At 45.0% G+C, this 26,913-nt stretch carries 17 protein-coding genes and 1 pseudogene; 14 read left to right on the top strand and 4 right to left on the bottom strand.

The genetic code is table 11. The annotated features are described in order from the left end of the window. Nucleotides 1-15: 15 nt before the first annotated feature. From NE536_RS11385 to NE536_RS11375, 3 genes are read right to left on the bottom strand one after another with little or no spacing between them, the layout of a single operon-like run. Nucleotides 16-2,655, bottom strand: coding sequence for a PqiB family protein (locus tag NE536_RS11385; RefSeq protein WP_261272753.1), 2,640 nt, complete (start codon nt 2,653-2,655; stop codon nt 16-18). Continuing rightward, the gene (locus NE536_RS11380) at nt 2,642-3,259 is read right to left on the bottom strand and encodes a paraquat-inducible protein A (protein WP_011846987.1); all 618 of its coding nucleotides are present in this window, start codon (nt 3,257-3,259) and stop codon (nt 2,642-2,644) included. Before NE536_RS11380 ends, NE536_RS11385 begins: the two co-directional genes overlap by 14 nt. Nucleotide 3,260: 1 nt before the next feature. Next, complete coding sequence (locus NE536_RS11375) at nt 3,261-3,893, bottom strand: paraquat-inducible protein A (RefSeq protein ID WP_006081914.1); 633 nt, start codon at nt 3,891-3,893, stop codon at nt 3,261-3,263. 207 nt (nt 3,894-4,100) lie between these two features. Here NE536_RS11375 and NE536_RS11370 point away from each other — a divergent pair, with 207 nt between their 5' ends. The 14 genes from NE536_RS11370 (at nt 4,101) to NE536_RS11305 (ending at nt 26,534) form a co-directional block, all read left to right on the top strand. Further along, on the top strand, nt 4,101-4,400 hold the full coding sequence (locus tag NE536_RS11370; RefSeq protein WP_006081913.1) for a YebG family protein: 300 nt from the start codon (nt 4,101-4,103) through the stop codon (nt 4,398-4,400). A 17-nt stretch (nt 4,401-4,417) separates the two neighbouring features. Further along, nucleotides 4,418-4,876, top strand: a complete 459-nt coding sequence (locus NE536_RS11365) for a GAF domain-containing protein (protein WP_006081912.1) — start codon at nt 4,418-4,420, stop codon at nt 4,874-4,876. Between the two features lie 282 nt (nt 4,877-5,158). Further along, nucleotides 5,159-5,788 (top strand): RNA chaperone ProQ, encoded by a 630-nt coding sequence (gene proQ / locus NE536_RS11360; protein WP_006081911.1) that lies wholly within the window; start codon nt 5,159-5,161, stop codon nt 5,786-5,788. Nucleotides 5,789-5,816: 28 nt separating this feature from the next. Next, a complete protein-coding gene (gene prc / locus NE536_RS11355) occupies nt 5,817-7,862 on the top strand; it encodes a carboxy terminal-processing peptidase (RefSeq protein ID WP_261272752.1) in 2,046 nt (681 codons plus the stop codon). 84 nt (nt 7,863-7,946) lie between these two features. Then, nucleotides 7,947-10,496: an aminopeptidase N gene (pepN, locus tag NE536_RS11350; RefSeq protein WP_261272751.1), complete on the top strand. Its 2,550-nt coding sequence runs from the start codon at nt 7,947-7,949 to the stop codon at nt 10,494-10,496. Nucleotides 10,497-10,539: 43 nt separating this feature from the next. Then, nucleotides 10,540-10,755 carry a DUF2835 domain-containing protein gene (locus NE536_RS11345; RefSeq protein WP_006086278.1) on the top strand — a complete coding sequence of 72 codons (216 nt, stop codon included), beginning with the start codon at nt 10,540-10,542 and terminating at the stop codon, nt 10,753-10,755. Nucleotides 10,756-11,093: 338 nt separating this feature from the next. After that, nucleotides 11,094-13,136, top strand: coding sequence for a DUF1302 domain-containing protein (locus tag NE536_RS11340; RefSeq protein WP_006086279.1), 2,043 nt, complete (start codon nt 11,094-11,096; stop codon nt 13,134-13,136). Nucleotides 13,137-13,149: 13 nt separating this feature from the next. Beyond that, complete coding sequence (locus NE536_RS11335; RefSeq protein ID WP_261272750.1) at nt 13,150-14,514, top strand: DUF1329 domain-containing protein; 1,365 nt, start codon at nt 13,150-13,152, stop codon at nt 14,512-14,514. Nucleotides 14,515-14,568: 54 nt separating this feature from the next. After that, the gene (locus tag NE536_RS11330) at nt 14,569-15,585 is read left to right on the top strand and encodes a YCF48-related protein (RefSeq protein WP_261272749.1); all 1,017 of its coding nucleotides are present in this window, start codon (nt 14,569-14,571) and stop codon (nt 15,583-15,585) included. Between the two features lie 32 nt (nt 15,586-15,617). Next, on the top strand, nt 15,618-17,933 hold the full coding sequence (locus NE536_RS11325) for an efflux RND transporter permease subunit (protein ID WP_261272748.1): 2,316 nt from the start codon (nt 15,618-15,620) through the stop codon (nt 17,931-17,933). Nucleotides 17,934-18,197: 264 nt separating this feature from the next. Next, on the top strand, nt 18,198-23,042 hold the full coding sequence (locus NE536_RS11320; RefSeq protein WP_011846980.1) for an NAD-glutamate dehydrogenase: 4,845 nt from the start codon (nt 18,198-18,200) through the stop codon (nt 23,040-23,042). Nucleotides 23,043-23,105: 63 nt separating this feature from the next. Continuing rightward, a complete protein-coding gene (gene pyrD / locus NE536_RS11315) occupies nt 23,106-24,125 on the top strand; it encodes a quinone-dependent dihydroorotate dehydrogenase (RefSeq protein ID WP_259522650.1) in 1,020 nt (339 codons plus the stop codon). A gap of 200 nt (nt 24,126-24,325) precedes the next feature. Continuing rightward, nucleotides 24,326-24,859 carry a cell division protein ZapC gene (locus NE536_RS11310; RefSeq protein WP_261272747.1) on the top strand — a complete coding sequence of 178 codons (534 nt, stop codon included), beginning with the start codon at nt 24,326-24,328 and terminating at the stop codon, nt 24,857-24,859. 1,012 nt (nt 24,860-25,871) lie between these two features. Then, entirely contained in the window at nt 25,872-26,534 is a 663-nt protein-coding gene (locus NE536_RS11305) for a hypothetical protein (protein WP_261272746.1), read from the top strand. Nucleotides 26,535-26,796: 262 nt separating this feature from the next. On the opposite strand, the pseudogene NE536_RS22980 reads toward NE536_RS11305, so the two are convergent. Further along, nucleotides 26,797-26,913: pseudogene (locus NE536_RS22980) on the bottom strand (IS91 family transposase); the annotation flags it as partial.

Raw genomic sequence — 26,913 nt, 5'->3', positions numbered from 1 at the left:
TTTTGATGAAAAGAATTACTGGGCCGGTGCCCATTCCTGCCATTCGTTTTCGGCTTTGTGTTGCAATCTTAATACTGTTCCTGCTGCTAAACGATTACCCTCTTGAGTCGTGTCCTTAGTCGCGACATTAATACCGCCAGCGAGTATGGTTTCCAGCGAGCCCGCTTCGATTTGAGCACCTGAAAAGAGGCCAACATCGACTTTAATTCCAGAAGCATCCCAGAACTGACTGCTTTGATTCACTAAGTGACTGTACTGCGGCTCAATATGGGCTTGCATCAGCACGCTATTGCCCTGTGTCGACAGGTGATAACCATCGATTTGACCGACTTTGATACCACGGAAGAAGATAGGTGTGCCGACTTTCATCGAGCCTAAGTTGTTATCTTCTAAGACGAATTTAAGCGCATCTTCGTCAACGTTGGCATAACTGCTGGCAGCGAGGTTGGCAACAAACTGGGTCGCTTTTTGACTGCTTGTACCCGGTAGCACACCGATATAAGGGCCAGTTAACAAGGTTTCTGGCGCTTTAATTCCCGCCAGAGAAATTTGCGCATCCACTAAATGATATTCACAGTCGCTGCGGCTGAAATGTTCGGCGTATTCGCCGTAGAGATAGGCAGTTGCAGTGAGTGTATTGAGATCGGCATTGAGTTTCACCTGCGACACTTCACCTACTTGATGACCTTGATAGCGGATCGCTGCTTTGGCGGTAAGCTTGCTTGAAGCGGGTAAGGTGAGGCGAATTGCCTGCGCCTGAGTTAATGCCAACTGCTTGCTTTCATAGAGTTTTAAGTTAGCTGCATTGCTGGCTTTATCACTGCTATCAAGCAATCCCAAACTAATGCTGCCTTTTAATGCTCCTTGAAGCGGCGCGACCGTAACATCAATACCGGCAAGACTGGCGCTGATATCGACAGCGCTGTTACGCCAGAATACTTTTGGCTTTTTCAGCAAGGGTTGAAACTGTTTGTCGATAGCGAGCTTGATAGCGAAGTCTTCGGTCTTACTTTGCCAGTTCACTGAGTCAACTGTTCCAATTCGCATCTTTTTATAGTAAATCGGTGAGCCTTGGCTGACATCAGCGCCATCTTGACTGATTAAGGTCAGATGCACTTGTTGCTGACGATCATAGAAGGCTGTCGCAGCATCCACTGAGCTAAACAAGGTGAGGGCGCTGTTGGCGGCGAGTGGCGTATCGCTGTGGCCTTGGATCAAGCTAACTGCACCTTGAGTTAGCGTTGTAAAATCCCTTGCTTTGACTGAGACACCATCTAACGATGCGTTTACCGTTAATGCTGACTCAGGCACAAAATAGCTGTCACTGCGAATAAGGCCTGCAAACTCAGGTTGTAGCTCGAGTTGATAATCTACCGCCGATAAATCTTTGGTTAACTTAACCGCAAGCACAGAGCCAATGGGGATTTGCTTAAAGCGAACTTCGGCGCCCGCTGAAATGCCCATGTTTTCGGCTGAGGTTAAGGTCAAGAAACGCTTCTTCGATTGCAGTAAGTCAGGCGCCTTTGATTGCAAGGCAAAACTGCTTGGCATAGCCGTTTTAGTATTAATGCCTGGCAGGAAGTTGATCACGCTACCCGTCAGTAAACGCTCTGGATTTTTAATGCCTGAGAGGGAAATATCGGCACCTTCAAGCCAAAACACCCCGTCGTTAGTTAACAGTGAACCGTATTGAGGTTCAAACTTAGCCACGGCTATTACGCCATTCGCGGTGAGTTGCTTGCTTAAAATGCTGCCGATATTGATGCCGCGATAAACAATACGAGTGCCTTTGTCGACACCGTTAGCATCAGCCATGGTCAGGTTTATTTCTATGCCGCCAAGGGCTGTGGTTTCTGAATCATAAAGCGAAAAAATGTCACCGTTTTTGGCAATATCCGCTTTATCATCAGAGCTAAAACTCACGCCGCCAGCCAGAATGGATGCCAAACTCTCAGAGCTGACTTTAACGCCTGTCAGTGATGCATCAATTTTGACGCCGGAGACATTCCAAAAGTGGGAGTTTTTCTTCACTAATCGCGCGTATTGCTCTTGAATAAAAGCGCTGATGATGACTCTTTGATTACCATCTAAACGATAGCTAACCACACTGCCCACAGGGATTTGGCGGAAAAATATTGGCGAGCCAACATCCAACGAACCGAGTTTGTCTGAGGTCAGTTCGACCATCACACCTTCTGAGCCGATTTGCATCGGCGGCGGTTGGCGTTCAGCCTCGAAGAAGGTTGACGCATTACCTTTGCCCGGTTGAATCGCGATGTAGTTACCCGAAAACAACGCATCTAAGCCTTCAACACCTGTGATACTGGCCTTAGGGGTGACCAGCCAGAAGAGAGTTTCCTTATTTAAGAAAGGCTTAGCACGGTAGTCCATCATGACCTTGACGTTCACGCCCTTGAGATCTTCATCTATTCCTATGTCTTTGACTTTACCGACAGTCAAGCCTTGGTATTTGACCAAGGTTTTACCTACGTCAATCCCAGTTGCACTCGGAAAGTGAATTTGAATTTCAACGCCCGATTCTTTAATGCTCTTAATGCCCAGCCACGCACCCAATGCCAACGCGACAATAGGCAGTAGCCAAATGGGCGAAAAGAGTTTTTTCTTTACAACTTTCGGCGATTCAATTTGTGTCATCTTGAGGTTCCAATCGATCCCAGAGTAAACGAGTGTCTAACACTTTTGCGGCTAACTGAGTTAACAGAATAACCAAGGCAAATGCGGTCGCGGCAGGCGCGGGTTTAGCGTCGAGTAGTTGTCCCATATTCACTAATGCCACTGTGATTGAGATGACAAATAAATCGAGCATAGACCAACGACCAATCCATTCGATGATGTGAAAACCCACCATCAATTTCTTTTTTGAAATCGGAATATCAAAGCTGATGGCACACAGATAAATGGATAAGCCGATGATTTTAATCCATGGCACTAAAATACTGGCAGTAAAAACTATCACGGCAATGGGCAACATATCTGAATGCACTAGATGCAAAATGCCCGAAAAAATGGTGTCGTGCCGCACTTGCCCTTGGTTGGTCAGCATAGTGATAGGGTAAATGTTGGCAGGCACCAGCAAGATGGCAGCGGTAATCAACAAAGCCCAACTTTTTTGCAGGCTGGAATAGTCCCTGACCTGTAACTCAGCTTCACAGCGCTGGCAATGGGTGAGGTCACTACTATTGAGCTGGCGGCACACCTTGCACAAACACAGGCCGATATCTTTACCTTGTTGCTTCATATCAGCGATGACCTTCCAATAACGTCCACATGTGCTCTAAGTCGTACTCTCGTTGCAGAAACAAGGTCACGAGAAACAACATAGTGAAGCAAAATGTGCCCATACCAAAATAAATATCCGAAAAATCAGAAAGCTGGAACGATGAAACCAAAAAGCTGATCACATAAATTTCCAGCATAGTGAGCTGCGACAATACGCCATGAAACTTCAATAATTGCTTTAATGAGTTACGCCAAAAAAGACGACTCAGTCCCCATTTCACAATCAAAATCTGCGTCAGTATCGACAACAGTAATAAGCCTGGACCAATCACAGCGGCGGCAAGCACGGCTAAACCAACGACCCAATAACCTTGGTCAAATACCGCAAACGCGCCCTGAAAAACCGTGGTGGTGCGAATGCTGCCGAAAAAGTGAATTTCGAGTACGGGTAAAAAATTGGCAGGAAAATAAAATACTAGTGCCGAGATACATAGGGCGAGCATGCCATTTACAGAGCAGTAAGGAGTGTCATAAAGTGCAGTGCTGCAACGGGGGCAAAGGGCTCTGACACCGCTTGGCAAGGCACGTTTGCGGACTGCTAAATCGCAGGAACGGCAAAGGATTACTGAATTTTCTGCTGCGTTTTCATGCATATAAAAATATATATTAGCCTAAATAGGAGTAATAACAGCGAGATCGGTGCAAAGTGTAGTGCTAATCAGCCGTTCTGCACAGTCTAGCGCTTTATAATCTTGGCAACGAAAGTACGCTAATAATATCAGATTAATCAGAACACTTGCATCACAAGTTCAATCTATGTCACTCTAGTTACTGTATATAAAAACAGTGCGAGGGCAGTCATGGCAGTAATAACACAGTTTGTCGTGGTCAGAGAAGGGGTTGAAAAGATGACATTCACATCTAAGAAGGAGGCTGATGCCTACGATAAGATGCTCGATATCGCCGATAACCTTATCCCCTTCATTCAAAAAGCTGATTTAGGTATAGATGAAAGCGTGGGCGAAAAGCTCGCATTCTATTTTGCTAACAATAAAGATGAGCTGACGAACTTGCTTAAAGGTGTCGTTCAGGTTAATAGTACGCCAACGAATCCACCTGCTGCGAAAAAAGCGGCTAAAAAGACCGAAGCAGCAGAATAAAATTGTTAGGAAATGTAATGAAATCGAAATTTTATGAGTCACTTAACCGTCAAGCCTTGGCCTTGTTGGAAGGGGAAGACGACCTTGTTGCGGCAATGGCGAATTTTTCAGCCTTACTCAATGATAATTTAACTGAGCTGAACTGGGTGGGATTCTACGTTATGCGTGGCGAACAACTCGTATTAGGCCCATTTCAAGGTAAAGTGGCTTGTACACGCATTCCGCTAGGAAAAGGCGTGTGTGGTACGGCGGCATTCACCAATCAAACCCAGCGAGTGGCCGATGTTCATCAATTTGATGGCCATATTGCCTGTGATTCTGCCAGTAATTCTGAAATCGTTGTGCCAGTTTGTGCTCAAGGTAACGTGGTTGCCGTGCTCGATATTGACAGCCCAATCTTCGATCGTTTCGACGAAGAAGACCAAAAGGGGCTGGAATTACTGGTTAAAAGTTTTGAAAACTGCCTATTTGATTAATTTGCGTACAATAACGCATAATTCATAGTCGCAATCGGTGGCGTGCGCCTTATAATATGCGCCTGCACGCATTAAGCTGGTTTGATTCGCATGCAATGAATAAGCTTAGTGTTTTGAGCTGTAAAAATTTGTTAAGGTATATTTTTTTTAACTTTAGTAAACGCGGCTAGGATGCTAATTTGTACGTTGACTCAATATTGAGTTTAACGAAGATAAACGACACGTAAGAAGTTGATATATATCACCTCGAATCGATGTCCCTTTTTGACTGTGGAAGTAATGATGGAATCAACAGAAAAGTTGACCGACACCAATGCAATTTTGGCGTATTTGTATGAAACATTTCCTTTGTGCTTTATTGCTGAAGGTGAAACTAAGCCATTAAAAATCGGATTGTTTCAAGATTTGGCTGAAAGGTTGGCTGATGATTCTAAAGTCAGTAAAACTCAGCTCAGAGTTGCCTTAAGACGTTACACCAGCAGCTGGCGCTATTTAAAGTGCGTTAAAGCGGGCGCACAACGCGTTAATCTGGATGGCGAACCTTGCGGCGAGTTAGAGCAAGAGCACATTGACCATGCTCAAGCCATGTTGAAAGAGAGTCAGGATAAAGCGAAAGCGAAACGTGCAGCACTCGCACCTAAGCCTGCGGCGAAGAAAGCACCTAAAAAGGTGGCTGTTCCTCAACGTGCTAAAACTGAGCGTCCTGCTAAGCCTGCGCCTAAAGCTGCAGCGCCAGTCGTAAATTATGTCCAAGCACAATTGACTGATTTAACGAAAAAACAACGCGTCAATGTTAAGTTAGGTATGACACCCGTAGCCGGTGTGATTACTGATATTAACAAGGAAGATATTCATGTTCAGCTTGATAGTGGCCTAACGATTAAAGTTAGAGCAGAACATATCCTGCTGTAATCATTTTTTAAAACGGAGTAACTTGTTGATGCGAAAACTCACTTTGGCTACCTCGATCGCCACTGTTTTTGTCGGATTCTCGGCTTGGGCCGTACCACCCACGATTCAAATCAGCGAGTTACCCACTCTCAAGCAGGAAGCGCAACATAAGGTCGCGAGCAAAAGGGTAACGGACTTATACACTCGTTCGCACTATCATAGATTTAATCTTGATGATGCCTTTTCTACGCAAATTTTTGACCGTTACCTGCAGCAGTTAGACTATCGCCGCAATGTGTTAACCCAAGCGGATGTCGATAGCTTTAAACCTTATGCTACCCAATTCGATGACATGCTCAGTTCTGGTGAACTTGAGCCTGCCTATAAAATGTTTGATATTGTTCAAAAGCGTCGTTATGAAGGCTTTGTCTATGCTTTATCTCTACTGGATAAAGAGATGGACTTCTCCGCCCCCGGCGATGCCTATGAATACGACCGTGATGATGCGGCATGGCCAAAAGATCAAGCTGAGATCAATGAGTTATGGCGTCAACGTGTTAAATACGATGCGCTAAATCTGAAACTCACAGGTAAAAAATGGCCTGAGATTGTTGAGATCCTGCAAAAGCGTTACAACAACGCCATCAAACGTTTGACTCAAACCAACAGTGAAGACGTGTTCCAAGGCGTGATGAATGCCTTCTCACGCAGCATTGAGCCGCATACGAGTTACCTGTCGCCACGCAATGCTGAACGTTTCCAAATGGAAATGAATTTAAGCCTTGAAGGGATTGGTGCTCAACTGCAACTTGAAGACGATTACACTGTTATTAAAAGCTTAATTGCTGGCGGCCCTGCGGCTGGCAGCGAAAAACTGTCGCCAGAAGACAAGATTGTCGGCGTCGGTCAAGAAGGCGGTGAAATTGTTGATGTGATCGGCTGGCGTTTAGACGACGTGGTTGATCTGATCAAAGGGCCTAAGGGCAGTAAAGTTGTACTGCAAATTTTACCGAAGAAAGGCGGTTCGAATGCTAAGCCATTCGACGTTACCTTAGTACGCGATAAAATTCGTCTTGAAGACAGAGCGGCAACCTCTAAGGTGATTGAACCTAAAGATGGCGAGTACGCTAATCGCAAAGTCGGTGTGATCCATATTCCTGGTTTCTACATGAACCTGTCACAGGACGTTGAAAAAGAGCTAGTGAAGTTAAACGAAGCCAAAGTTGAAGGCATAGTCATCGACCTTAGAGGTAACGGTGGTGGTGCATTAACAGAAGCCGTGTTGCTGACGGGACTCTTTATCGATATGGGCCCTGTGGTGCAAATTCGTGATGCCGATGGCCGTGTGTCTGCGCACCGTGATAACGATGGCAAAACCAGTTATGCGGGCCCGTTGACTGTGATGGTTGACCGTTACAGTGCTTCAGCCTCTGAGATTTTTGCTGCCGCATTGCAAGATTATGACCGCGCGCTGATTGTTGGTGAATCTAGCTTTGGTAAAGGTACAGTGCAGCAGCATAAGAGCTTAGGCCGTATCTACGATATGTATCAAAAGCCAATTGGTCATGTGCAATACACGATTCAAAAGTTCTATCGGATCAATGGCGGCAGCACACAGCTTAAAGGTGTGACACCCAATATTGCTTACCCAAGTGCGTTAGAGCCAGGTGAGTACGGCGAAGCTGAAGAGAAAAATGCCTTGCCTTGGGATAAAGTGCCAATGGCACAATATGGTACGCTCAATGATGTGACGCCTGAGTTAGTGACTAGCCTTGAGGCCAAGCACCTTAACCGCATCAAAAGCAGTGTAGAGTTTGCTTATATCAATCAAGATATTGCCGACTTTAAAAAGCACCACAAAGAGAAGACAGTTTCTCTGGTTGAAAGTGAGCGCATTGCCTCCCGCGAAGCCGATGAGAAGAAAGTCCTCGACAGAACAAACGAGCGTCGAGTCGCCAATGGTTTAGCACCGGTTAAATCAATGGAAGACATTAAAGACGACGCCGAATTGCCAGACGCATTTTTAGACGAAACCGCTTATATCACTTTAGATATGGCTGATGCGCAAAAACTGGCTAAAACTAGTGCTAAGTAGGCGCTAGTCGAGTCGATTTATCCAATATCAAAACGCGCTTATGGCGCGTTTTTTCTTATTTAGATCAGCGTTAAAGGGATCGAAATGACACAAGCTCAAGCAAAATACTTAAAAGATTATCAAGCGCCACTTTTTACGATAGAAACGATCGACTTAGCTTTTAATCTGGCGGGCAATGAAACTCAAGTGCAGGCGATCAGTCGTATAAAACGCACTTCAAAACATACCCATGCCTTAGTGTTAGATGGTGAAGACTTAACTGTTGTCTCGTTGACGGTTGACGGCGAGGCAGTGCCTTACCATGTTAGCGCGGGTCAATTAGTCTTAGAAACGGCGCTTGATGAGTTTGAACTGAATATTATCACTAAGCTCGATCCCGAGGCCAATTCAAGCCTTGAAGGCCTGTATATGTCCGATGGTGCCTACTGCACGCAATGTGAGGCTGAGGGCTTTAGACGGATCACTTATTTCCTCGACCGTCCCGATGTATTAGCTAAATACACAGTTCGTATCGAAGCCGATAGCGCCGCATTCCCGTTTTTACTGAGTAACGGGAATTTGATTGATCAAGGCGAATTAGAGGGCGGTCGCCATTATGTTTGCTGGCAAGATCCGTTTCCAAAACCGGCTTACTTGTTTGCCTTAGTCGCTGGCGATTTTGATCTGTTGCAAGATGAGTTCATTACCCGCAGTCGCCGTAAAGTGATCCTGCAAGTGTTCGTCGATAAAGGTAATTTACATAAAGCGCACCATGCGATGGCGTCGCTTAAAAAATCCATGGCTTGGGATGAGAGTCGTTTTGACCTCGAGTACGATTTAGATATTTACATGATAGTTGCCGTCGACTTTTTCAATATGGGAGCGATGGAAAACAAAGGCTTAAATATCTTCAACACTAAATATGTGCTCGCAGATACCTTAACGGCCACCGACGAGGATTATCACGGTATTGAATCGGTTGTAGGCCATGAGTATTTCCATAATTGGACCGGAAACCGCGTGACGTGCCGTGATTGGTTCCAGTTAAGTTTAAAAGAAGGCTTAACGGTTTTTCGCGATCAAGAATTCAGCTCCGATTTAGGTTCACGCGCGGTGAATCGAATTCACGCAATTAAAGTGATCAAGAATCAACAGTTTGCTGAAGATTCTGGCCCTATGTCCCATCCTATTCGTCCAGAATCTGTGATTGAGATGAATAATTTCTACACAGTCACTGTGTATAACAAGGGCGCTGAAGTGATCCGCATGATGCACACTTTGCTCGGCGAAGAAAAGTTTCAGGCGGGGATGAAACTGTATTTTAAACGCCACGATGGACAAGCGGTCACCTGCGATGATTTTGTGGCGGCAATGGAAGATGCCAGTGGCGTGGATTTAACCCAATTCCGTTTATGGTATAGCCAAGCAGGCACGCCGATTGTGACTGCGATGGACAGTTTCGATGCGCTAACGGGCGTTTACCAATTAACCCTTAAACAAAGTTTAGCGAACTGTGCATCCCCCTTGCATATCCCGTTCAGTATCGAACTCTTAGATGCCAAGGGCCACTCTTTAGTGAATGAAGTTCTCGACTTTACCCAAGCTGAACAAGTGTTTAGCTTTGAGGGGTTAAGTCATAAACCGGTGGCTTCGTTACTGCAAAACTTCTCCGCGCCCGTTAAATTACAATACCGATTCAATGTGGATCAACTGGTTCACTTGATGCGTTTTGCCAGCAGCGAAGTGGCGCGATGGGAAGCCTCAGTGACCTTAGTGAGCCAAGCGATTTGGCAAAATGTGGCGAGTTTACAGCAGCAACAAGCGATGACGCTCGATCCCCGGGTGCGCGATAGTTTTAAAGGCGTATTGTTAGACACTGAACTTGACCCTGCATTGATTGCCGAAATCTTAGCCATACCTACGGCATCTGCTTTGATTGAGCAAACAGAGAGCGTTGATCTCGATGCGTTAGCCTTGGCCCGTGAATTTGTGTTAACAGAGATGGCTTCACACTCTGAAGATGAATTGATCGTGCTCTATCGCTCTTTGGTACCAGTCGATAGCACGCAGGCAAGAGCGCTTAAAAATCAGTGTTTAACTTGGTTAGCACGGGTGCCGGATGAGGCAGAAGCGTTAGTGATTGCTCAGTTTGATAAAGCCAGCAATATGACTGATTCCCTCGGCGCACTGACTGCGGCGAACGTGGGCGATTTGCCTTGTCGCGATGAGTTGATGACCGCATTTGAGCTGCGTTGGCAAGACACGCCATTGGTAATGGATAAATGGTTCATGTTGCAAGCAACCCATAATGCACAAGATGTGATTGAACGTCTGCGTCAATTACAACAGCACAAGCGATTTAGTATGAGTAATCCAAACCGAGTGCGTGCGTTAGTGGGCAGTTTTGCGGCGGGGAATATTTATCAATTCCACCGTCAAGACGGTAAGGGTTATGCCTTCTTAACTGAATGCTTAATGATCCTTAATAAGCTCAATCCGCAGGTTGCGGCGCGTATGGTGACGCCATTGATCCAGTTCCATAAATTCGACTTAGGCCGTCAAACCTTAATAAAAGCCTGTTTAGGGCAACTTTTGGCTTTACCTGACTTATCTAAGGATATGTACGAAAAAGTCTCTAAGGCATTGGCAAAATAGCGGTTTGTAGGAGGAGGGCGGCAATCGATGCCGCCCTGATATTATGGAATTGTATTTCAAACTAACGATCAGTTATCGAGATTTCTTACCTTACTATCAAGGGCTTGCTGATAAAATTGAAGTCCGCGAAACGCAAGGACGTATTTTGTGGATTAATGGCCGTCATTTCAGACGTTTTTTAACCGAAAATGGCATTCAAGGCTATTTCAAATTGGTTTTAGATGACAAGGGACAATTTGTTTCATTAAATCGAGTCTAGTCTGAATTTGTTTATTTGCGCTTAGAGTAATTACTTTAAACGGTCGGCTGATTATCAGGCTCGGTTTGTGATATTTAGTTTTTAAATATGTTAATGAATTATATGATTTTTTGATATCTTTTCCCGCTTCATTTCTCTCCCGCTTTTCTCTAATTTAAATCCCACCTTTTCAACTGCTGGCACAAATGTGTCTACATGCTTAATTCTTTAGAAAATTTTCTCTAACTGCGCCTTGCCCAAGGGGATTAATTGCTGTAACAATGATGTTACCTGTGAGCTAACAAGATGTTGGTTGTAATTCCTAAAACAAAGAATCCAGCAGGGTACGGAGAGCTAAAATGAAAATTGTTAAAAATAGTTTTAACAAATCGGCGCTTGCTTTGGGGGTGGCGTCGGCATTGAGTTTGTTAATGATCCCAAGCGTTAATGCAATATCTTTTGATTGGGGAGAGGTTGAGGGCACATTTGACTCAACTTGGACTGCTGGTGCGAGCTGGCGTGTTGGGGCGCGCGATTGGGAAGGTCAAATTGGTAAGGTGAATCAACCCCAATTCGATTGGTCTAATTACAGCGCATTTGGCAATACAAAATATACTTCAGCTGAGATTTGGGCCCAGCCTGGGTCGTATTCCAGCAACAATGACTTAAGTAACTTACTTTATTCTCAAGGCGATACTACGTCTGAGATCGTCAAAGGTTTGCATGAATTATCGTTGAAATACAAAAACTACGGTTTGTTCGCCCGCGGTATGTATTTTTATGATCGTAAACTGAACGATGGCAATTATGACTACAACGATCCGATCACGGGTAAAGAATTTGACCCTTGCGAAGATAGCCGCGCTTCAGAAGTACAATGTAAAGATATCCGTTTATTAGATGCGTTTGTCTATGCCAACTTCGATTTGAATGAGGGTGCGAATCCATTATCTATTCGTGTTGGTAATCAAGTGGTGTCATGGGGTGAAAGTACACTGATTGCCCATGGGATCAGTGAAATTAACGCCGTGGATTTGAACATTCTTAACGCACCTGGTGCTGAGTTAAAAGAAGCGTTTAGACCGCAAGGTATGGTGTGGGCATCCCTTGGCCTGACAGATTCGTTAACGGTTGAAGCATTCTATCAATATGATTGGCAACCTATTTGGGTCCCAACTCCGGGCTCCATTTTTGCGACTAACGATTTTGCCGGTTTTGGGGGTTATGCTCAAAACGCTCAGCTTGGTTTTAACGCTAACCCTGACATCAACTTAGATTTTGTGATGCAAGAATATGAGCGTTTAGCGGGCATGATCGCCAGCGGCCAATCTATTCCGACGCAGCAATTGGTTTCTATGGCTTTAGCCTACCCAACGAAAGTGACGCTAGTGCAGGATGAAGAAGAACCAAGCAATGATGGCCAATACGGTATCAAGCTGGGTTATTACGCGCCTGAGCTAGGTGAAACCGAATTTGGTTTCTATTTCATGAATTACCATAGCCGTCGTCCACTGATCAGCGGTACTGCTGCTGATTTTAGCACGGGCGCATTGTTGTCAGATCTGGCAACTGTAGGCCAAAACTCGGGCAACATTAATCGTGAATTGTTGCTCAGCCTGAAGAGCTTCTCTAAGGCGCAAATCGTCTATCCAGAGGATATTAAACTCTACGGTTTCAGCTTCAATACTTTGATTGGTGATACGTCTGTCGCGGGTGAGATTGCCCATCGTCAAGATGAGCCACTGCAGATTGATGACGTTGAGTTGCTGTTCGCCGGTATGCCACAACAGTTAGCCAATGCGGGGCTTCGTCCCGATCTTGATGGTATTTCACAGATTAAAGACGTTCAACCGGGTGAAACCGTGGATGGCTTTATTCGCGTTGATACCACACAGGCGCAGATGACTTTCACCCATCTATTTGGTCCAACCTTAGGTTTAGATAACTTAACTATGTTGGCCGAGGTTGGCGGTGTGTGGATCCACGATATGCCAGGTTTCGATGAGCTACGTCTCAATGGTCCTGGTACGTCACGTTCTGGCGGCAATCCAGATATGCCTGGCATCATTCAAGCCTTGCACAATGGTCCTGAAACTAACCCGTTCCCAACTGACTTTGCTTGGGGCTACCGTTTAGTGGCAAAAGCGGATTTCAACAACGTCTTTGCAGGGGTCAATATGTCGCCACGGGTCATTTTCTCCCATGACGTTGACGGTATTACTCCGGATCCTATGTTCCTGTTCACGGAAGGACGCAAGTCTGTCGCGCTAGGCGTTAACTTCGACTATCAAAACCGTTGGGGTGCAGATATCTCCTATAACAATTTCTTTGGCGGTGTCGGTACGACGAATGCGATGGCAGATCGTGATTATGTTTCATTCAATATCAAGTATTCGATCTAAAAGGACTCAAACAATGAAGAAACTGACGATATTGGCGAGTGCGGTGATGTTTGCACTCGTAGCGCCAGTCGCTATGGCTAAGGTATCAGAGGCTGAAGCGGCTAAACTTGGCAATGAGCTCACCCCTTTAGGTGCTGAAAAGGCAGGTAATGCTGACGGTTCTATTCCGGCTTGGGATGGTGGTATCACTAAGCCTGTAGCGGGTTATACCAAAGGGATGCATCACCCAGATCCTTTCCCTGAGGATAAGATTGAATTCACCATTACCAATGCTAACAACGCGCAATATAAAGACTTTTTAACACCGGGTCAGATGAAGTTGTTCGAACTTTACCCTGATACTTACAAGATGAATGTGTATAAGACTCGCCGTAGCGCTTCTGTGCCGCAGTTTGTCTATGACGCAACCAAAGCTAACGCGACACGTGCAGAATTGATTGCACAGGGCAATGGTATTTCTGGCGCTGCTATTGGTATTCCATTCCCTATCCCAGCAAATGGGTTAGAAGCGATTTGGAACCACATTTTGCGTTTTCGCGGGGTCGATATCGAGACTTCCCGTAGCCAAGCTGCACCAACGGCCGATGGTAGCTATAGCTTAGTGGAAACCTCAGAGGAAATTCGCTTCGAATATTCTCGTCCAGAGATGACCTTAGATCTGCTTAAAGCCAGCAATACGCTGTTCTACTTTAAGCAAGTGGTGACTCAGCCAGCACGTTTAGCGGGTACTGCGTTATTGGTAAAAGAGACCATGGATCAAGAGGCGTTGCCACGCCAAGCTTGGACCTATAACACAGGACAACGTCGTGTCCGTAAAGCACCAAACGTTGCTTTCGATACACCGGGTACAGTGTCTGATGGTCTGCGTACGACGGATGATTTCGACATGTTTAACGGTTCTCCAGTGCGTTATAACTGGGAACTGGTTGGCAAGAAAGAAATTTACATTCCGTACAACGATTACAAACTGCACTCAGACAAGCTGAAATATGACCAAATCTTAAAACCTGGGCATGTTAATCCTGAGTATGTTCGTTGGGAAAAACACCGCGTATGGCAAGTGAAGGCGACGTTGAAAGACGGTATGCGCCACATTTACAAAGTGCGCGATATGTACCTTGACGAAGATTCATGGCAAGTGTCGATAGCCGATCTCTACGATAACCGTGATCAGCTGTATCGTGTGGCTGTTGCACATGGCTTGAACTACTACGAAGTGCCAACTCAATGGGACACGCTGGAAGTCTTCCATGATTTGCAATCCCGTCGTTATCTCGCCATGGGTTTAGACAACCAAAGTGGTATGTATAACTTCGATGCCAAACTGACTGAAGCTAACTTTACCCCCGATGCGTTGCGTCGCGAAGGTATCCGTTAATACGCCACAAATAAAGGGGCGCTCTGCGCCCCTCATTAGTTTAAGGAAGTTTGTATGTCGTTTCGCATCCTTCAGTGTGTTGCTGCATTAAGTTTCGGTGGCGCTTTTTTCCCTTCTACGTTATCTGCAACGCCCTCTGATCCGATTTTTTCTCAAATTCAACCGCTTGCGGCTTCATCCCTGATTTTAGATATTGCCAACGTGGGCAAAGGCTTAGTGGCTGTGGGTGAACGCGGTCATGTTCTGGTTTATGACGGCAGTTGGCATCAAGTGGCGACGCCCGTGAGCTCGCAGTTGACCAAAGTGTTTTTCCTTAATGACAAACTCGGCTGGGCCGTGGGCCATGATGCGACCATTTTACATACTCAGGATGGTGGCCAAACTTGGCAGCAGCAGATGCATTCGCCCGAGATTGAAAAGCCATTCCTTGATGTGGTTTTTTTAGATGAAAACAAGGGGTTCGCCATTGGGGCTTACGGTTTGTTTTATCGCACCAACGATGGTGGTGCCCATTGGATCGACGAATTCCATGAGGAGCTGTTAGCCGAAGAAGATGTGTCCTATTTAGCGGAGTTGAAAGGCAGCGATCAATCAGCCTATGTGAGCGCACGCGCTTCATTATTGCCGCACTTTAATCGTATTTTAACCTTGACTGACGGACGTTTATTACTGGTCGGCGAGTTGGGTCTAGTGGCGGTTTCAAGCGATCAAGGCCAAACCTTTGCGCGTACCAGTTTTGATTACGATGGCTCTATGTTTAATGCCATTGAAACGAAAGATGCCGTGTATGTGATGGGCCTTCGCGGTCATATATTCAAAGCTGACGTGAGTTTAAGCCAGTGGAATGAAATCGAACTGCCCGTGCAATCTTCAATCAATGGGGCGATGTCAGTGTCGGACGATGCGGTTTATCTCGTGGGAAATGCAGGGATAGTGATTAAGCTGAATGGGGATGATACCAGCAGTATTGTCACTCGTCGCCAAGGGGAAAACTTAGTCTCTATTGCGAAGGATAATCAAGGGAATATGTGGTTATCCGGCAGCCAAGGGCTGTTTATTCTTAAGCCATAAAATTTTAAAACTACAATAACAGGGCCGAGAAGATGTTAGAAAAACTGGTCAACGGATTTGAGTCATTTTTATTCCGCAATCGCGCATGGGTCGTCGGCATTTTTGTGTTTTTGACGTTGTTTTTAGGCTTTCAAGCCAGTCAACTCAAAATGGATGCGGCCTTCATCAAAAACATTCCACTGCATCACAGTTATATGCAGACCTACCTGAAACATCAAAAAGATTTTGGTGGCGCCAACAGCATCATGGTGGCGGTGGAAGACACTAGCGGCAATATTTTTAATGCGAACTATTTTGATACCTTAAAAAACGTGCACGATCAGCTGTTTTTTATTCCAGGGGTTGACCGCGCGCAGGTGAAATCGATTTTTTCGCCTTCTACTCGTTTTACCGAAGTCGTTGAAGATGGTTTTGCAGGCGGGCCCGTTATTCCTGCGGATTTTTCGACCTCAGTATCTGGGCTCGAAACCGTGCGCGATAATATTGAAAAAGCGGGCATCGTTGGCCGATTAATTGCCAACGATTACAGTGCGGCCATGGTGTCGGCGCAGTTAATGGACTTTGACCCACAAACAGGTAAACCCTTAGATACCATTGCCTTTGCGGCGCAGCTCGAAAAAGAACTTAGGGCCAAGTTCGAAACCGACAAGGTTAAAATTCACATCATAGGTTTCGCCAAGATGGCGGGGGATGTGGCCGATGGTGCTAAGGGCGTATTACTGTTCTTCGTTATCGCCATTTTGATCACCGCCGTCATGGTTTACCTCTTCTCTAAATCGATCATTCTGACCGTTTTACCCCTCGTCTGCAGTTTAACCGCTGTGGTCTGGCAGCTTGGTTTATTGACTGTGATTGGTTTTGGTCTCGATCCCATGTCGATTCTGGTGCCGTTTTTGGTATTCGCCATCGGGGTCAGCCACGGGGTGCAGATGATCAACGCGGTAAGGCGCCGCGTGATGGACGGACAAACCACCAAAGCGGCTGCGGCTTCGGCATTTCGTAGTTTATTAGTGCCAGGTGGCGTCGCATTACTGTCTGATACTGTTGGTTTTATTACCCTGTTATCGATTGATATCGGGATTATTCGCGAGCTCGCGATTTCGGCATCACTCGGTGTGGGCGTGATCATTTTCACTAACCTTATCCTGTTGCCTTTGGTGATTTCTTTTACTGAAATCAAAGTCAATAAAACCGCAGAGCCGACGGCTGAAGAAGTCCGTACTGAAGCGATTTGGCGTTTCTTAGCACGTTTTGCGACGCCTAAATACGCTGTAGTGGTGATTATTGCCACTGTGGTGTTGTATTTTGCCGGTCTGCAACAAGCCAATCAGATGAAGATTGGTGATTTACAGGGCGGGGCGCCAGCGTTACACCAAGATTCGCGCTATAACCTCGATACTTTCTTCATCACAGATCATTTCTCCATCACTACCGACGTGATGACTGTGATTGTTGAGGCAGCACCTGAAGCCTGTACTTACCACGATGTGCTGACTCAAATTGATGAGTTTGAATGGTTAGTGCGTAATACGCCTGGGGTGGAGTCGACTGTGAGTCTGGCGTCGGTTGCTAAAAAAGTGAACGCAGGCTTTAACGAAGGTAATCCAAGGTGGGAAGTGCTGCCGCGCACGACCGCGAGTTTAGTGCAGGCCATTGGCCAAATTCCGACGACCTCTGGTTTGTTAAATGGCGATTGTTCTGTCATGCCTGTGTATTTGTTTATGAAAGATCACAAGGCAGAAACCATAGAAACTGTGGTCGCTAAGGTGAAAGCCGTCGCCGCGAAAATGGATAACGACAAGCTGCAGTTTAAACTGGCATCGGGTCCTGTAGGCGTGATGGCCGCGACCAACGAAGCGGTAGCTGAAGCGCAATTACCTATGATGTTATACGTCTATGGTGCCGTGTTTGTACTCTGTTTAATCAGCTTTAAATCCTTGAAAGCGACTGTGGCGGTAATTATCCCGCTGTATGTGGTGTCAACATTGGCACAAGCCTTGATGACGCAACTGGATATTGGCTTAGCAGTCAGTACCTTACCAGTTATTGCGCTGGGTGTCGGTATCGGTGTGGATTACGGTATTTATATCCTCTCGACCATGTCGTCTAAGCTCTCGAACGGTATGCCAGTGCAACAGGCATACTATGAGGCGTTGGTCGAACGGGGCAGTGCGGTGATCTTTACTGGCCTCACATTGGCGATTGGTGTCAGCACTTGGTTCTTCTCGGCACTTAAATTCCAAATGGACATGGGAATATTGTTAACATTCATGTTTGTGGTAAATATGCTCGGTGCCATAATTATCCTTCCTGCATTGGCCGCCGTTTTCTGGCGCCAACCTAAGTAGGGTCTACAAATGGGGAGCTTAGCTCCCCATTTGTTTTTGAATACTTAGTCTGCTTTATCGATTGTTTGGTCATTTGTCATTCATTGTTTACGCGAATACTGGATTTCAAGAGGATGTACCACTAAAATTTTCCTCGAAATACAGCGGTTTTAGTAATAAACTTCGCGCGATGATCCAGATCACATTAATTTATCTGAGATCGTTAAGCCGAAGCATCCAAATAATGAAAAAAGCGCTGCCATAGACGCTTAAGGAAACAGCAACATGGCCTTGAAAGATGCAATGCCTTCAGTACTACTTGAAAATGTAGTCAGTTTAATTCACGCTAAAGTCCCTAATTCACAAGCCAAGCAAGTTGAACAGTTTGCCACCTGCCTTTATGCCCACATGTCGAAAGACGATCTCAATGCGCGTAATGACAGTGATTTATACGGTGCGGTTCTCAGTTTATGGAACGCCCTGAACAAAACGCCAAAAGGTAACACTCACTTACGAGTGTTCAACCCTAGCCAGGCCAAACACGGCTGGCAATCTACCCACTCGATCATTGAAGTTATCCAACCTGACATGCCATTCTTGGTAGATTCAGTTGGTATGGCATTGAATCGTATGGGTATTACTGCTCACATGATGTTACACACTCCGCTGGCCATCGAGCGTTCAGATAGCGGTGTGACCAATGTCACTTATCTTAATCAGAGCCCAGAAAGCACTGAACATGTCGCCGTATTCTTGATTGAAATTGACCGTCAAAGCAGCACTGTTGATATCAAAGCATTAGAGCGCGAAATTCAGTCTGTGCTTGCCGATGTTGCTTCATCAGTCAATGACTGGGAAGCCATGTCTGCCAAGTTGGGTGAGATGATCAAGGAATTGCCAAAACGTCCGTTCCCGGGCGATAAGCAAGAGTTAGAAGAAGCGATTAACTTCCTGACTTACTTGAATAATCATCACTTTACGCTGTTAGGTTACCGCCAATACGATTTGAATCGTGTCGAAGGTGATGTTGAGTTAGTGCCTAATATCGCCTCTAGTTTAGGTTTGATGAACAAGCACACTAAAGCGCAACCTGAGCAAGGTTTGTTGCTATCTAGCTTCTCCGATAGCGCCCGCAAAGAAGCCTTAGATCACAGCTTGTTGATCCTCACTAAGAGCAGTGCCAAGAGCCGCGTACATCGCCCAGCTTATGTCGATTATATCGGTATCAAGCGTTTCGATAAGAAAGGCAATGTGGTTGGTGAAGATAGATTTATCGGTTTATATGCGTCAAACCTGTATAACCGCAGCCCACGTGAAATCCCACTGCTGAACGAAAAAGTGCAGCGTGTGTTAGATCGTTCAGGCTTAACCCCACGTTCACACGACTATAAAGCCCTGCTAAACATTCTTGAGAATTTACCTCGTGACGAGCTAATTCAAGCCAATGTTGATGATTTATCGCACATGGCCCATGGCGTGTTAGAAATGCAAGACAGAGACAAGCTGAAACTCTTTGTACGCAAAGATGGCTTTGGCCGTTTCTTATCCTGTTTAGTGTACGTTTCTAAGGATCGTTATAACACTAAACTCCGCCAAGATACTCAACGTATTCTGGCCCAGCATTTTAACAGCAAAGAAGATGTAGAGTTTACGACTTATTTCTCCGAGTCGACGCTAGCCCGCACTCACTACATAGTCAAAGTTGATAACAATAATATGGATGTAGATGTGGCTGCCATAGAGAACAACTTAATAGAAGCGGCACGTTCGTGGGAAGATAAGTTAAGCACCGCGCTTAACAGTGCACTCGGTGAAGAAGCCGGCACTCATCTGACAAAGCGTTATTTCAATGCGTTTGAGCAAAGCTATAAAGAAGATGTATTGCCAAGCTCTGCCGTCGTTGACATGCAACAGCTCGAAGCACTGGATGACGAACACAAGCTCGGCATGTTGTTCTATCAACCGCAAGAAGCGGCGCTGAACGACAACAAAGTGCGTTTAAAGCTATTCCATAAAGATGAGCCAATTCATCTTTCTGACGTGCTGCCAATGCTGGAAAACTTTGGTCTGCGCGTGATCAACGAGCGTCCATATGAAGTCACGACCTCAGACGGTTCTACCTTCTGGATCTTAGACTTCTTGATGACAGTTAAAGTCGTCAACACCGACAACATCGCCGATAGCCAAGACAGATTCCAAACTGCACTGTCACAAGTGTGGCAAAAGAAGTTAGAAGATGACGGTTTCAACCGCATTATTCTGGCGTCAGGCTTAACGGGCCGTGAAGTCTCGGTACTGCGCGCGTATGCCAAATACATGCGTCAAATCGATGCGACGTTCAGTCAGTCTTATATCGAAGAAACCTTCGGTCGTTACCCACAAATCGCTGATTTGTTGGTGAAGATGTTCATCCGTAAATTTAACCCTAAACTGAAAACCCGTACTCTGGGCAAGTTTATGGAACAGATCAATTTACGTTTAGACGAAGTGTCTAGCCTAGATGATGACCGTATTATTCGTCGTTATTTAGACTTGATTAACGCCACTCTGCGTACCAACTTCTACCAACAGGATGCTAAAGGCGAATCTAAGAGTTATATCTCGTTTAAATTCATGCCTTCACTGATCCCTGAAATGCCACGTCCACTGCCGAAATTCGAGATCTTCGTTTATTCGCCACGGGTTGAAGGTGTGCATTTACGTTACGGTAAAGTGGCCCGTGGTGGTCTGCGTTGGTCAGATCGTCGTGAAGACTTCCGTACCGAAGTATTAGGTCTGGTAAAAGCACAGCAAGTGAAAAACACTGTGATCGTGCCTGTGGGTGCTAAAGGTGGCTTTGTTTGTAAACAATTGCCAACCGAAGGCGGCCGTGAAGCTTTCTTCACCGAAGGTCAAGAATGCTACCGCATCTTTATCCGTGCCTTGCTCGATATTACCGATAACATTTTGAACGGTGAAATCGTCCATCCATTGGATGTGGTTCGTCACGATGAAGATGACCCATATTTAGTGGTTGCAGCCGATAAAGGCACTGCGACATTCTCTGATATCGCAAACTCGATTTCTCTTGAATACAACTTCTGGCTCGGTGATGCATTCGCATCAGGTGGCAGTAACGGTTATGACCATAAGAAAATGGGTATCACGGCCAAAGGCGGCTGGGAATCTGTTAAACGTCATTTCCGCGAAGTCGGTATTGATTGTCAAACCACAGACTTTACCTGTTTAGGTATAGGTGACATGGCGGGCGACGTATTCGGTAACGGTATGTTGTTGTCTAAGCACACTAAACTGGTTGCAGCCTTTAACCACATGCATATCTTTATCGATCCGAATCCGGATACGGCATTAAGTTATGATGAACGGGCGCGTTTATTCGCTCTGCCACGTTCAAGCTGGGAAGACTACAACAGCAAGTTGATTTCTAAAGGTGGCGGTATTTTCCTACGTTCATCTAAATCCATTCCGTTATCGGCAGAAATTAAGCAAATGTTGGCCACAGAGAAAACCTCTATGACCCCAACTGAGCTGATGAAAGAACTGCTGAAAATGCCTGTTGATTTGATCTGGAACGGCGGTATCGGTACCTATGTTAAATCTGCACGCGAAACTCATGCTGAAGTCGGCGATCGCGCCAACGATGCATTGCGTGTCAACGGTGGCGAACTGCGTGCTAAGATAGTCGGCGAGGGCGGTAACTTAGGTTGTACTCAGTTAGGTCGTATCGAATATGCGTCTAACGGCGGCCGTATCAACACTGACTTCGTGGATAACGTCGGTGGTGTGGACTGTTCAGATAACGAAGTGAACATCAAGATTTTGCTGAACGCTATGGTAACTGAAGGTGAACTGACGTTGAAACAACGTAACCGTTTACTGGAAGAAATGACTGAAGAAGTCGGCCACATCGTACTGCAAGACTGTAAAGATCAAACGCGTACTATCTCTGTGACTCAAGTGCGTGGTGCTGAGCAGTTAAAAGAGCAGATCCGCTTTATCCAGTATCTGGAAAAAGAAGGCAAGTTAGACAGAGCCTTAGAGTTCTTACCGTCTGACGACGAATTGGCTGAACGTTTAGCCAGTGGCCGTGCGCTAACACGTCCTGAGCTATCAGTACTGGTTGCCTATGCGAAGATGGTGCTGAAAGAGCAATTAGTGACGCCAGAAATCACTGAGGATACGCTGTTAAGCCAATTGCTTATTGCCTATTTCCCGAAAAAACTTCAGGAAAAATACAGCGACAAAATGGCAACCCATCCACTGCGTGGCGAAATCATTGCGACCTCACTCGCCAATGAACTCGTTAACGACATGGGCTTGAATTTTGTTCAACGTATGCAAGATGAGACAGGTGCCTCAGTTGCTGATGCGGCAATTTGCTACACTATGGCCCGCGAAGTATTTGGTTTAGCTGAATTAACTAAATCGATCACTGACTTAAACGGCATAGTTCCTGCTGTGGTTCAAGGTGAAATGCTGCATCAGTTACGCCGCAATATGCGTCGTGCTAGCCGCTGGTTCCTGCGTCACCGTAACCGCACTGGTAGCATCGAACAAACCGTTGCCTTCTTCAAACCAGTATTTGAACAAATTAAAGACAATGTTCATTTATATCTGGTCGAAGAAGAAGCTAAGGGTATCCAATCTGAGATCAATGCTTTGGTCAAAGAAAACGTACCACAAGCTGTGGCAACCATTGTGGCTAACATGAGCACCTTGTTCTCTGCCTTAGACATTGCCCAAATTGCCCAAACAGAAGATAAGACAGTTGCGCTAGTGGCTGAAACTTACTTCAAACTCGGCGCCCGCGTTGAGCTGCACTGGTTCTTAGAACAGATCAGCGCTCAACCTGTGGCTAACCATTGGCAAGCACTGGCTCGTGCCGCCTTTAGGGAAGAGTTGGATTGGCAACAACGTGCATTAAGTTCAGTGGTACTAAGAACCTGCAGTGCAACCTGTGATGCCGAAAGTGTGATTTCTCAGTGGATTGAGATCAATCAAGGCTTATTGGAAAGATGGTTCCACATGCTAGCTGACTTCAAAACGTCGCAAAGCCATGAGTTTGCTAAGTTCTCTGTCGCCCTACGTGAACTTAACCTTCTGATCCTTCACTGCGAAGGCCAAAAGTAAACTTATTATAACAATCAGAAGCCCTGGCGATCGCCGGGGCTTTTTTTAGGTCGAGGAAAGTACATGTTTTATAAAATCGCACAGAAAGTCATGTTTCAGATGGATCCTGAGCGAGCTCACCATCTTGCTATAGGCAGTCTAAAAATGACCGCCAATAGCCCGTTAACGTGTCTATACGGACAAACGATTGCACCGGCTCCCGTGAGTGTTATGGGACTGACTTTTCCTAACCCAGTGGGACTCGCTGCGGGTATGGACAAGGACGGCGAATCGATTGATGCCTTTCATGCGATGGGATTTGGTCATGTTGAAGTGGGCACTGTGACCCCAAGGCCACAACCTGGTAATGATTTACCCCGCCTATTTAGATTAAAGCCTGCTAAAGGCATTATTAATCGCATGGGGTTTAATAATAAAGGTGTCGATAATCTGGTCAAAAATTTGATCGCTAAAAAGACCGACATTATGGTTGGTGTTAATATTGGTAAAAATAAAGACACCCCAGTAGAACAAGGTAAAGACGATTATTTGATCTGTATGGATAAAGTTTATCTCCATGCGGCTTATATTGCGGTGAATATTTCATCACCCAATACCCCAGGATTGCGATCGCTACAATATGGCGATCTATTAGATGAATTATTAAGCGCAATTAAAACTAAGCAACTTGAGCTGGCCGAAAAGCATAAAAAATACGTGCCCATCGCGCTTAAAATTGCCCCAGATTTAACCATCGAAGAAATTGAAAATATCGCGCAAGCTTTGATTAAAAACAAATTTGATGGCGCAATTGCGACTAATACTACCTTAACGCGTGATGGTGTTAGCGGTCTTGCTAATGCCAATGAAAGTGGCGGCTTAAGCGGCAAACCGTTGACAGAGCTGTCTACCAAAGTGATCAAGCAGTTAGCGATATGTTTGAAAGGGCAGATCCCGATCATCGGTGTGGGCGGCATCAATAGTGCCGAAGATGCCTTGGCCAAATTTGATGCGGGCGCCAGTATGGTGCAGATTTATTCGGGTTTTATTTATCAAGGTCCGAAGTTAATTAAAGAAATTGTGAATGCATACCGCTTAAAATAATGATCTTAAGATTAATGTAACGATCTAAAATAAGATCTTATTCTTTAATAGCGATCTAAAAGGATCCCTAGATCGCTGTTAAGATCCTATATTAGATCGACTAAGTAACTGTTAAATAATTTGTATTTTATTATTTTTATTTTGATATTGGATAAAATATCTACTATTATGTCCCAGTGTTCAAATATTGGGTCACCGTTATGTTATTAATGCCACAAAAAGATTGGCAATGGAAATATAACGATTCGTATGGTGTTTTAGGCGTATCGTTAGGTTCCGAGATAGAATTTCTGACGTCTTATAAAGCAAAATTAATCATTCCAGATGCCTTATCAAGCATGGAATTTAATATTGCGCACGCCAAATTCTATATGAGCTTACTCGATAGATTACCTAAAACCCTGTCTTTGTCCGATGCTGCAATTGTTCAAATTGCCCTCAATGCCACCGCAGCCCATTTTATGCTGACACCGCAAATGCCTAAATCATGGTTTTTTGATACCAGTGATATCTGTGTTTATAGCGATGTGGGTAAAGTCTTTGAGCTTAAATGCCAAAAGCAAAGAGTGCTCGCCCTCGTGGTTGAAAATACCCTACAGTCCGCGCTAGTGATGTTATTGTCACCTGAATGTGTTTTGTCGGGTGCGAAAACTATGGTGCAGTTTGAGACCATTAAAGTGATGCATAATCGCTTACACCCCCTACGTGCGCAGCGCCACGTGGTAGCGGCATAATATGATTGTAGATCAATAGTCATCATTGGTTTTTAATATCGACCATTAGCCATACATCACGATTGTTTTTGATATTAACCACTTGCCGATAATTCGCTCAAATCCCCATGGCGTTAGTGCGTTATCCGTACTCTTTTCTGCTAAGAAAGCCTTTTCCTAAAATTAGTCACGTGGATCTTCAACACCTTTCTATCTAATGCTACCCAATGATAATTCGTGAGGTCTTACTACTCTCAACTCGGCCTTTGCTATCAAACTTACTACATAGTCTGGTTTGCCATGGTATTCACTCGTCGACTCGCAGCGAGTCCATCCGTGGATGCTCGACCGCCCCGTCCATGGGGCGGACGGTCGTCTCGCCAATCACCATGGCGCACCTTTCAGCATTTGCGTAGTCTGTTGATTTAAAGACAGGAGTTCGCATTTTACGCTGACTTGAACTGGTTATCTCGATGTTGTTTGTGCAGCGATAAAAGCAAAAAAGTTGTGTGTCCGGTCTTTCTTGGTAAAAAGTACTCTTTATCATCGCAGGTAGGTTTGCCATGGCGCACCTTTTAGCATTTGTATAGTCTGTTGATTCAAAAGGGGGGAGTTTTTATTTAACTATGGTTGGCACTGTTTTCTGTGTTGTTTGCGCAGCGCTAAAAGTAAAAAGAGTGGTGGGTGTCCGGTTTTTTCGCCGCCCTTAATACTGATTGTTTACACAGTGTTATCTGGTTTGTGCCGATTTCAAGGACTAGATTGAAAATATTTGTGCGCGTTTACATAAGATCTTCATGTATATAGCATTTATAATCAATAACTTATTTTTTTGACAGCTTGAGATAATAGGTTTGGAAAACGCGCATGCGTGTTTTTCTGGATGGCATATCTAAACAAAAGCTGGTAAGTTCCTTTTATTACAGGTAGTTAACCATGCGCGTTTTTACTGGTCAAATGAGATAAACGCGCATGCGCACTATACAAAGGTTAGTTTTATATTGAAGTCATGAGAATTGGGGACATTAGGCAGTTGAAAAAAGTAATCTTAGCTATTGTTGTATTTTACTCGATCACAGTTGGATTCTTTATTGGTGTCACTGAACATAAAACAATGTTCAATGATGTTAAATGGACTGATGTTGGAACCTTACTTGTTACATTTTTGGGGTTTGCTTTTGGTTTCTATACTTATTTCCAATGGTTAGGTAATAAACGGAAAGAAGACTCATATATTTCTGCTAAGAGATACCTTTCGGCAATAGATGAAGTCGAAGAAAATCTTCATGAACTCGCATTTCATTACAACCATATATGTCCAACTCCGGGTTTGCTAATTGAAGACAAAGACGTTTCAATCAAACGGATTGAACATTTACATAATGTATGGGGCAACTTATACCAATCCAGAAGAAATCTATATAAAGCCAATCGTGAGTTGGCATTTTGGAATGTGGAATTGGTTCCTGATGCTAAACAAAACTACGATTTTTTAAATCAATCGCTCGACAATATCAGTGTTGTTTCCTCTGCACTAAATAGTCAGCTTCATCATTTTATATGTAAAGACTCAAGTAATATGAACGAAGTTATTCGACATAAGGAAAGATTTGATGAACTACAAAGATCAGCATATAAGGTGGCTCAGCATAGAATCGACACTGGATTTAAGGCAATGTTTAGATTCGAGCAATAAATAAAACTAACAAATAAGGATAGGCCGCGCGTAGCCGCGACCTTATCCCAAGTGTTGAACAAGCCCGATGCTGGTTGTTGACACTTTATTATGCAAATAGCGGATTGAGAATTTGTACTGGCGAAGGTCTTATTTTGAAAGAAACTTTTTGCAGACATGACCCGCCCTTAGCGAACGAGCTAATATTTTTATCACTTGTTCATCAAGCTGTTATCGAGTCCTCATTCTGTTTGGTTAACCCGTTATCCTTATACTTCTCGCCTTAAGCGGTGATATTAGCGCCTGTCGGTCGATGACGCATATGAACACCCATAAAATGCATAGCTTGATGGCAGCAAGGGCAATAGCGCACGGCTAAGGTACGTTTGACCTCAGGTAA

The sequence above is a fragment of the Shewanella septentrionalis genome (genome assembly GCF_025370265.1).
GTDB classification, from domain to species: Bacteria; Pseudomonadota; Gammaproteobacteria; order Enterobacterales; family Shewanellaceae; genus Shewanella; species Shewanella hafniensis.
This window is presented reverse-complemented; position numbering and strand designations above follow the sequence as displayed.

Excerpts from the sequence above, each read along its gene's own strand:
- NE536_RS11385 (WP_261272753.1), bottom strand. The coding sequence starts at position 2,655 with ATGACACAAATTGAATCGCCGAAAGTTGTAAAGAAAAAACTCTTTTCG.
- NE536_RS11380 (WP_011846987.1), bottom strand. The coding sequence starts at position 3,259 with ATGAAGCAACAAGGTAAAGATATCGGCCTGTGTTTGTGCAAGGTGTGC.
- NE536_RS11375 (WP_006081914.1), bottom strand. The coding sequence starts at position 3,893 with ATGCATGAAAACGCAGCAGAAAATTCAGTAATCCTTTGCCGTTCCTGC.
- NE536_RS11370 (WP_006081913.1), top strand. The coding sequence starts at position 4,101 with ATGGCAGTAATAACACAGTTTGTCGTGGTCAGAGAAGGGGTTGAAAAG.
- NE536_RS11365 (WP_006081912.1), top strand. The coding sequence starts at position 4,418 with ATGAAATCGAAATTTTATGAGTCACTTAACCGTCAAGCCTTGGCCTTG.
- proQ (WP_006081911.1), top strand. The coding sequence starts at position 5,159 with ATGGAATCAACAGAAAAGTTGACCGACACCAATGCAATTTTGGCGTAT.
- prc (WP_261272752.1), top strand. The coding sequence starts at position 5,817 with ATGCGAAAACTCACTTTGGCTACCTCGATCGCCACTGTTTTTGTCGGA.
- pepN (WP_261272751.1), top strand. The coding sequence starts at position 7,947 with ATGACACAAGCTCAAGCAAAATACTTAAAAGATTATCAAGCGCCACTT.
- NE536_RS11345 (WP_006086278.1), top strand. The coding sequence starts at position 10,540 with ATGGAATTGTATTTCAAACTAACGATCAGTTATCGAGATTTCTTACCT.
- NE536_RS11340 (WP_006086279.1), top strand. The coding sequence starts at position 11,094 with ATGAAAATTGTTAAAAATAGTTTTAACAAATCGGCGCTTGCTTTGGGG.
- NE536_RS11335 (WP_261272750.1), top strand. The coding sequence starts at position 13,150 with ATGAAGAAACTGACGATATTGGCGAGTGCGGTGATGTTTGCACTCGTA.
- NE536_RS11330 (WP_261272749.1), top strand. The coding sequence starts at position 14,569 with ATGTCGTTTCGCATCCTTCAGTGTGTTGCTGCATTAAGTTTCGGTGGC.
- NE536_RS11325 (WP_261272748.1), top strand. The coding sequence starts at position 15,618 with ATGTTAGAAAAACTGGTCAACGGATTTGAGTCATTTTTATTCCGCAAT.
- NE536_RS11320 (WP_011846980.1), top strand. The coding sequence starts at position 18,198 with ATGGCCTTGAAAGATGCAATGCCTTCAGTACTACTTGAAAATGTAGTC.
- pyrD (WP_259522650.1), top strand. The coding sequence starts at position 23,106 with ATGTTTTATAAAATCGCACAGAAAGTCATGTTTCAGATGGATCCTGAG.
- NE536_RS11310 (WP_261272747.1), top strand. The coding sequence starts at position 24,326 with ATGTTATTAATGCCACAAAAAGATTGGCAATGGAAATATAACGATTCG.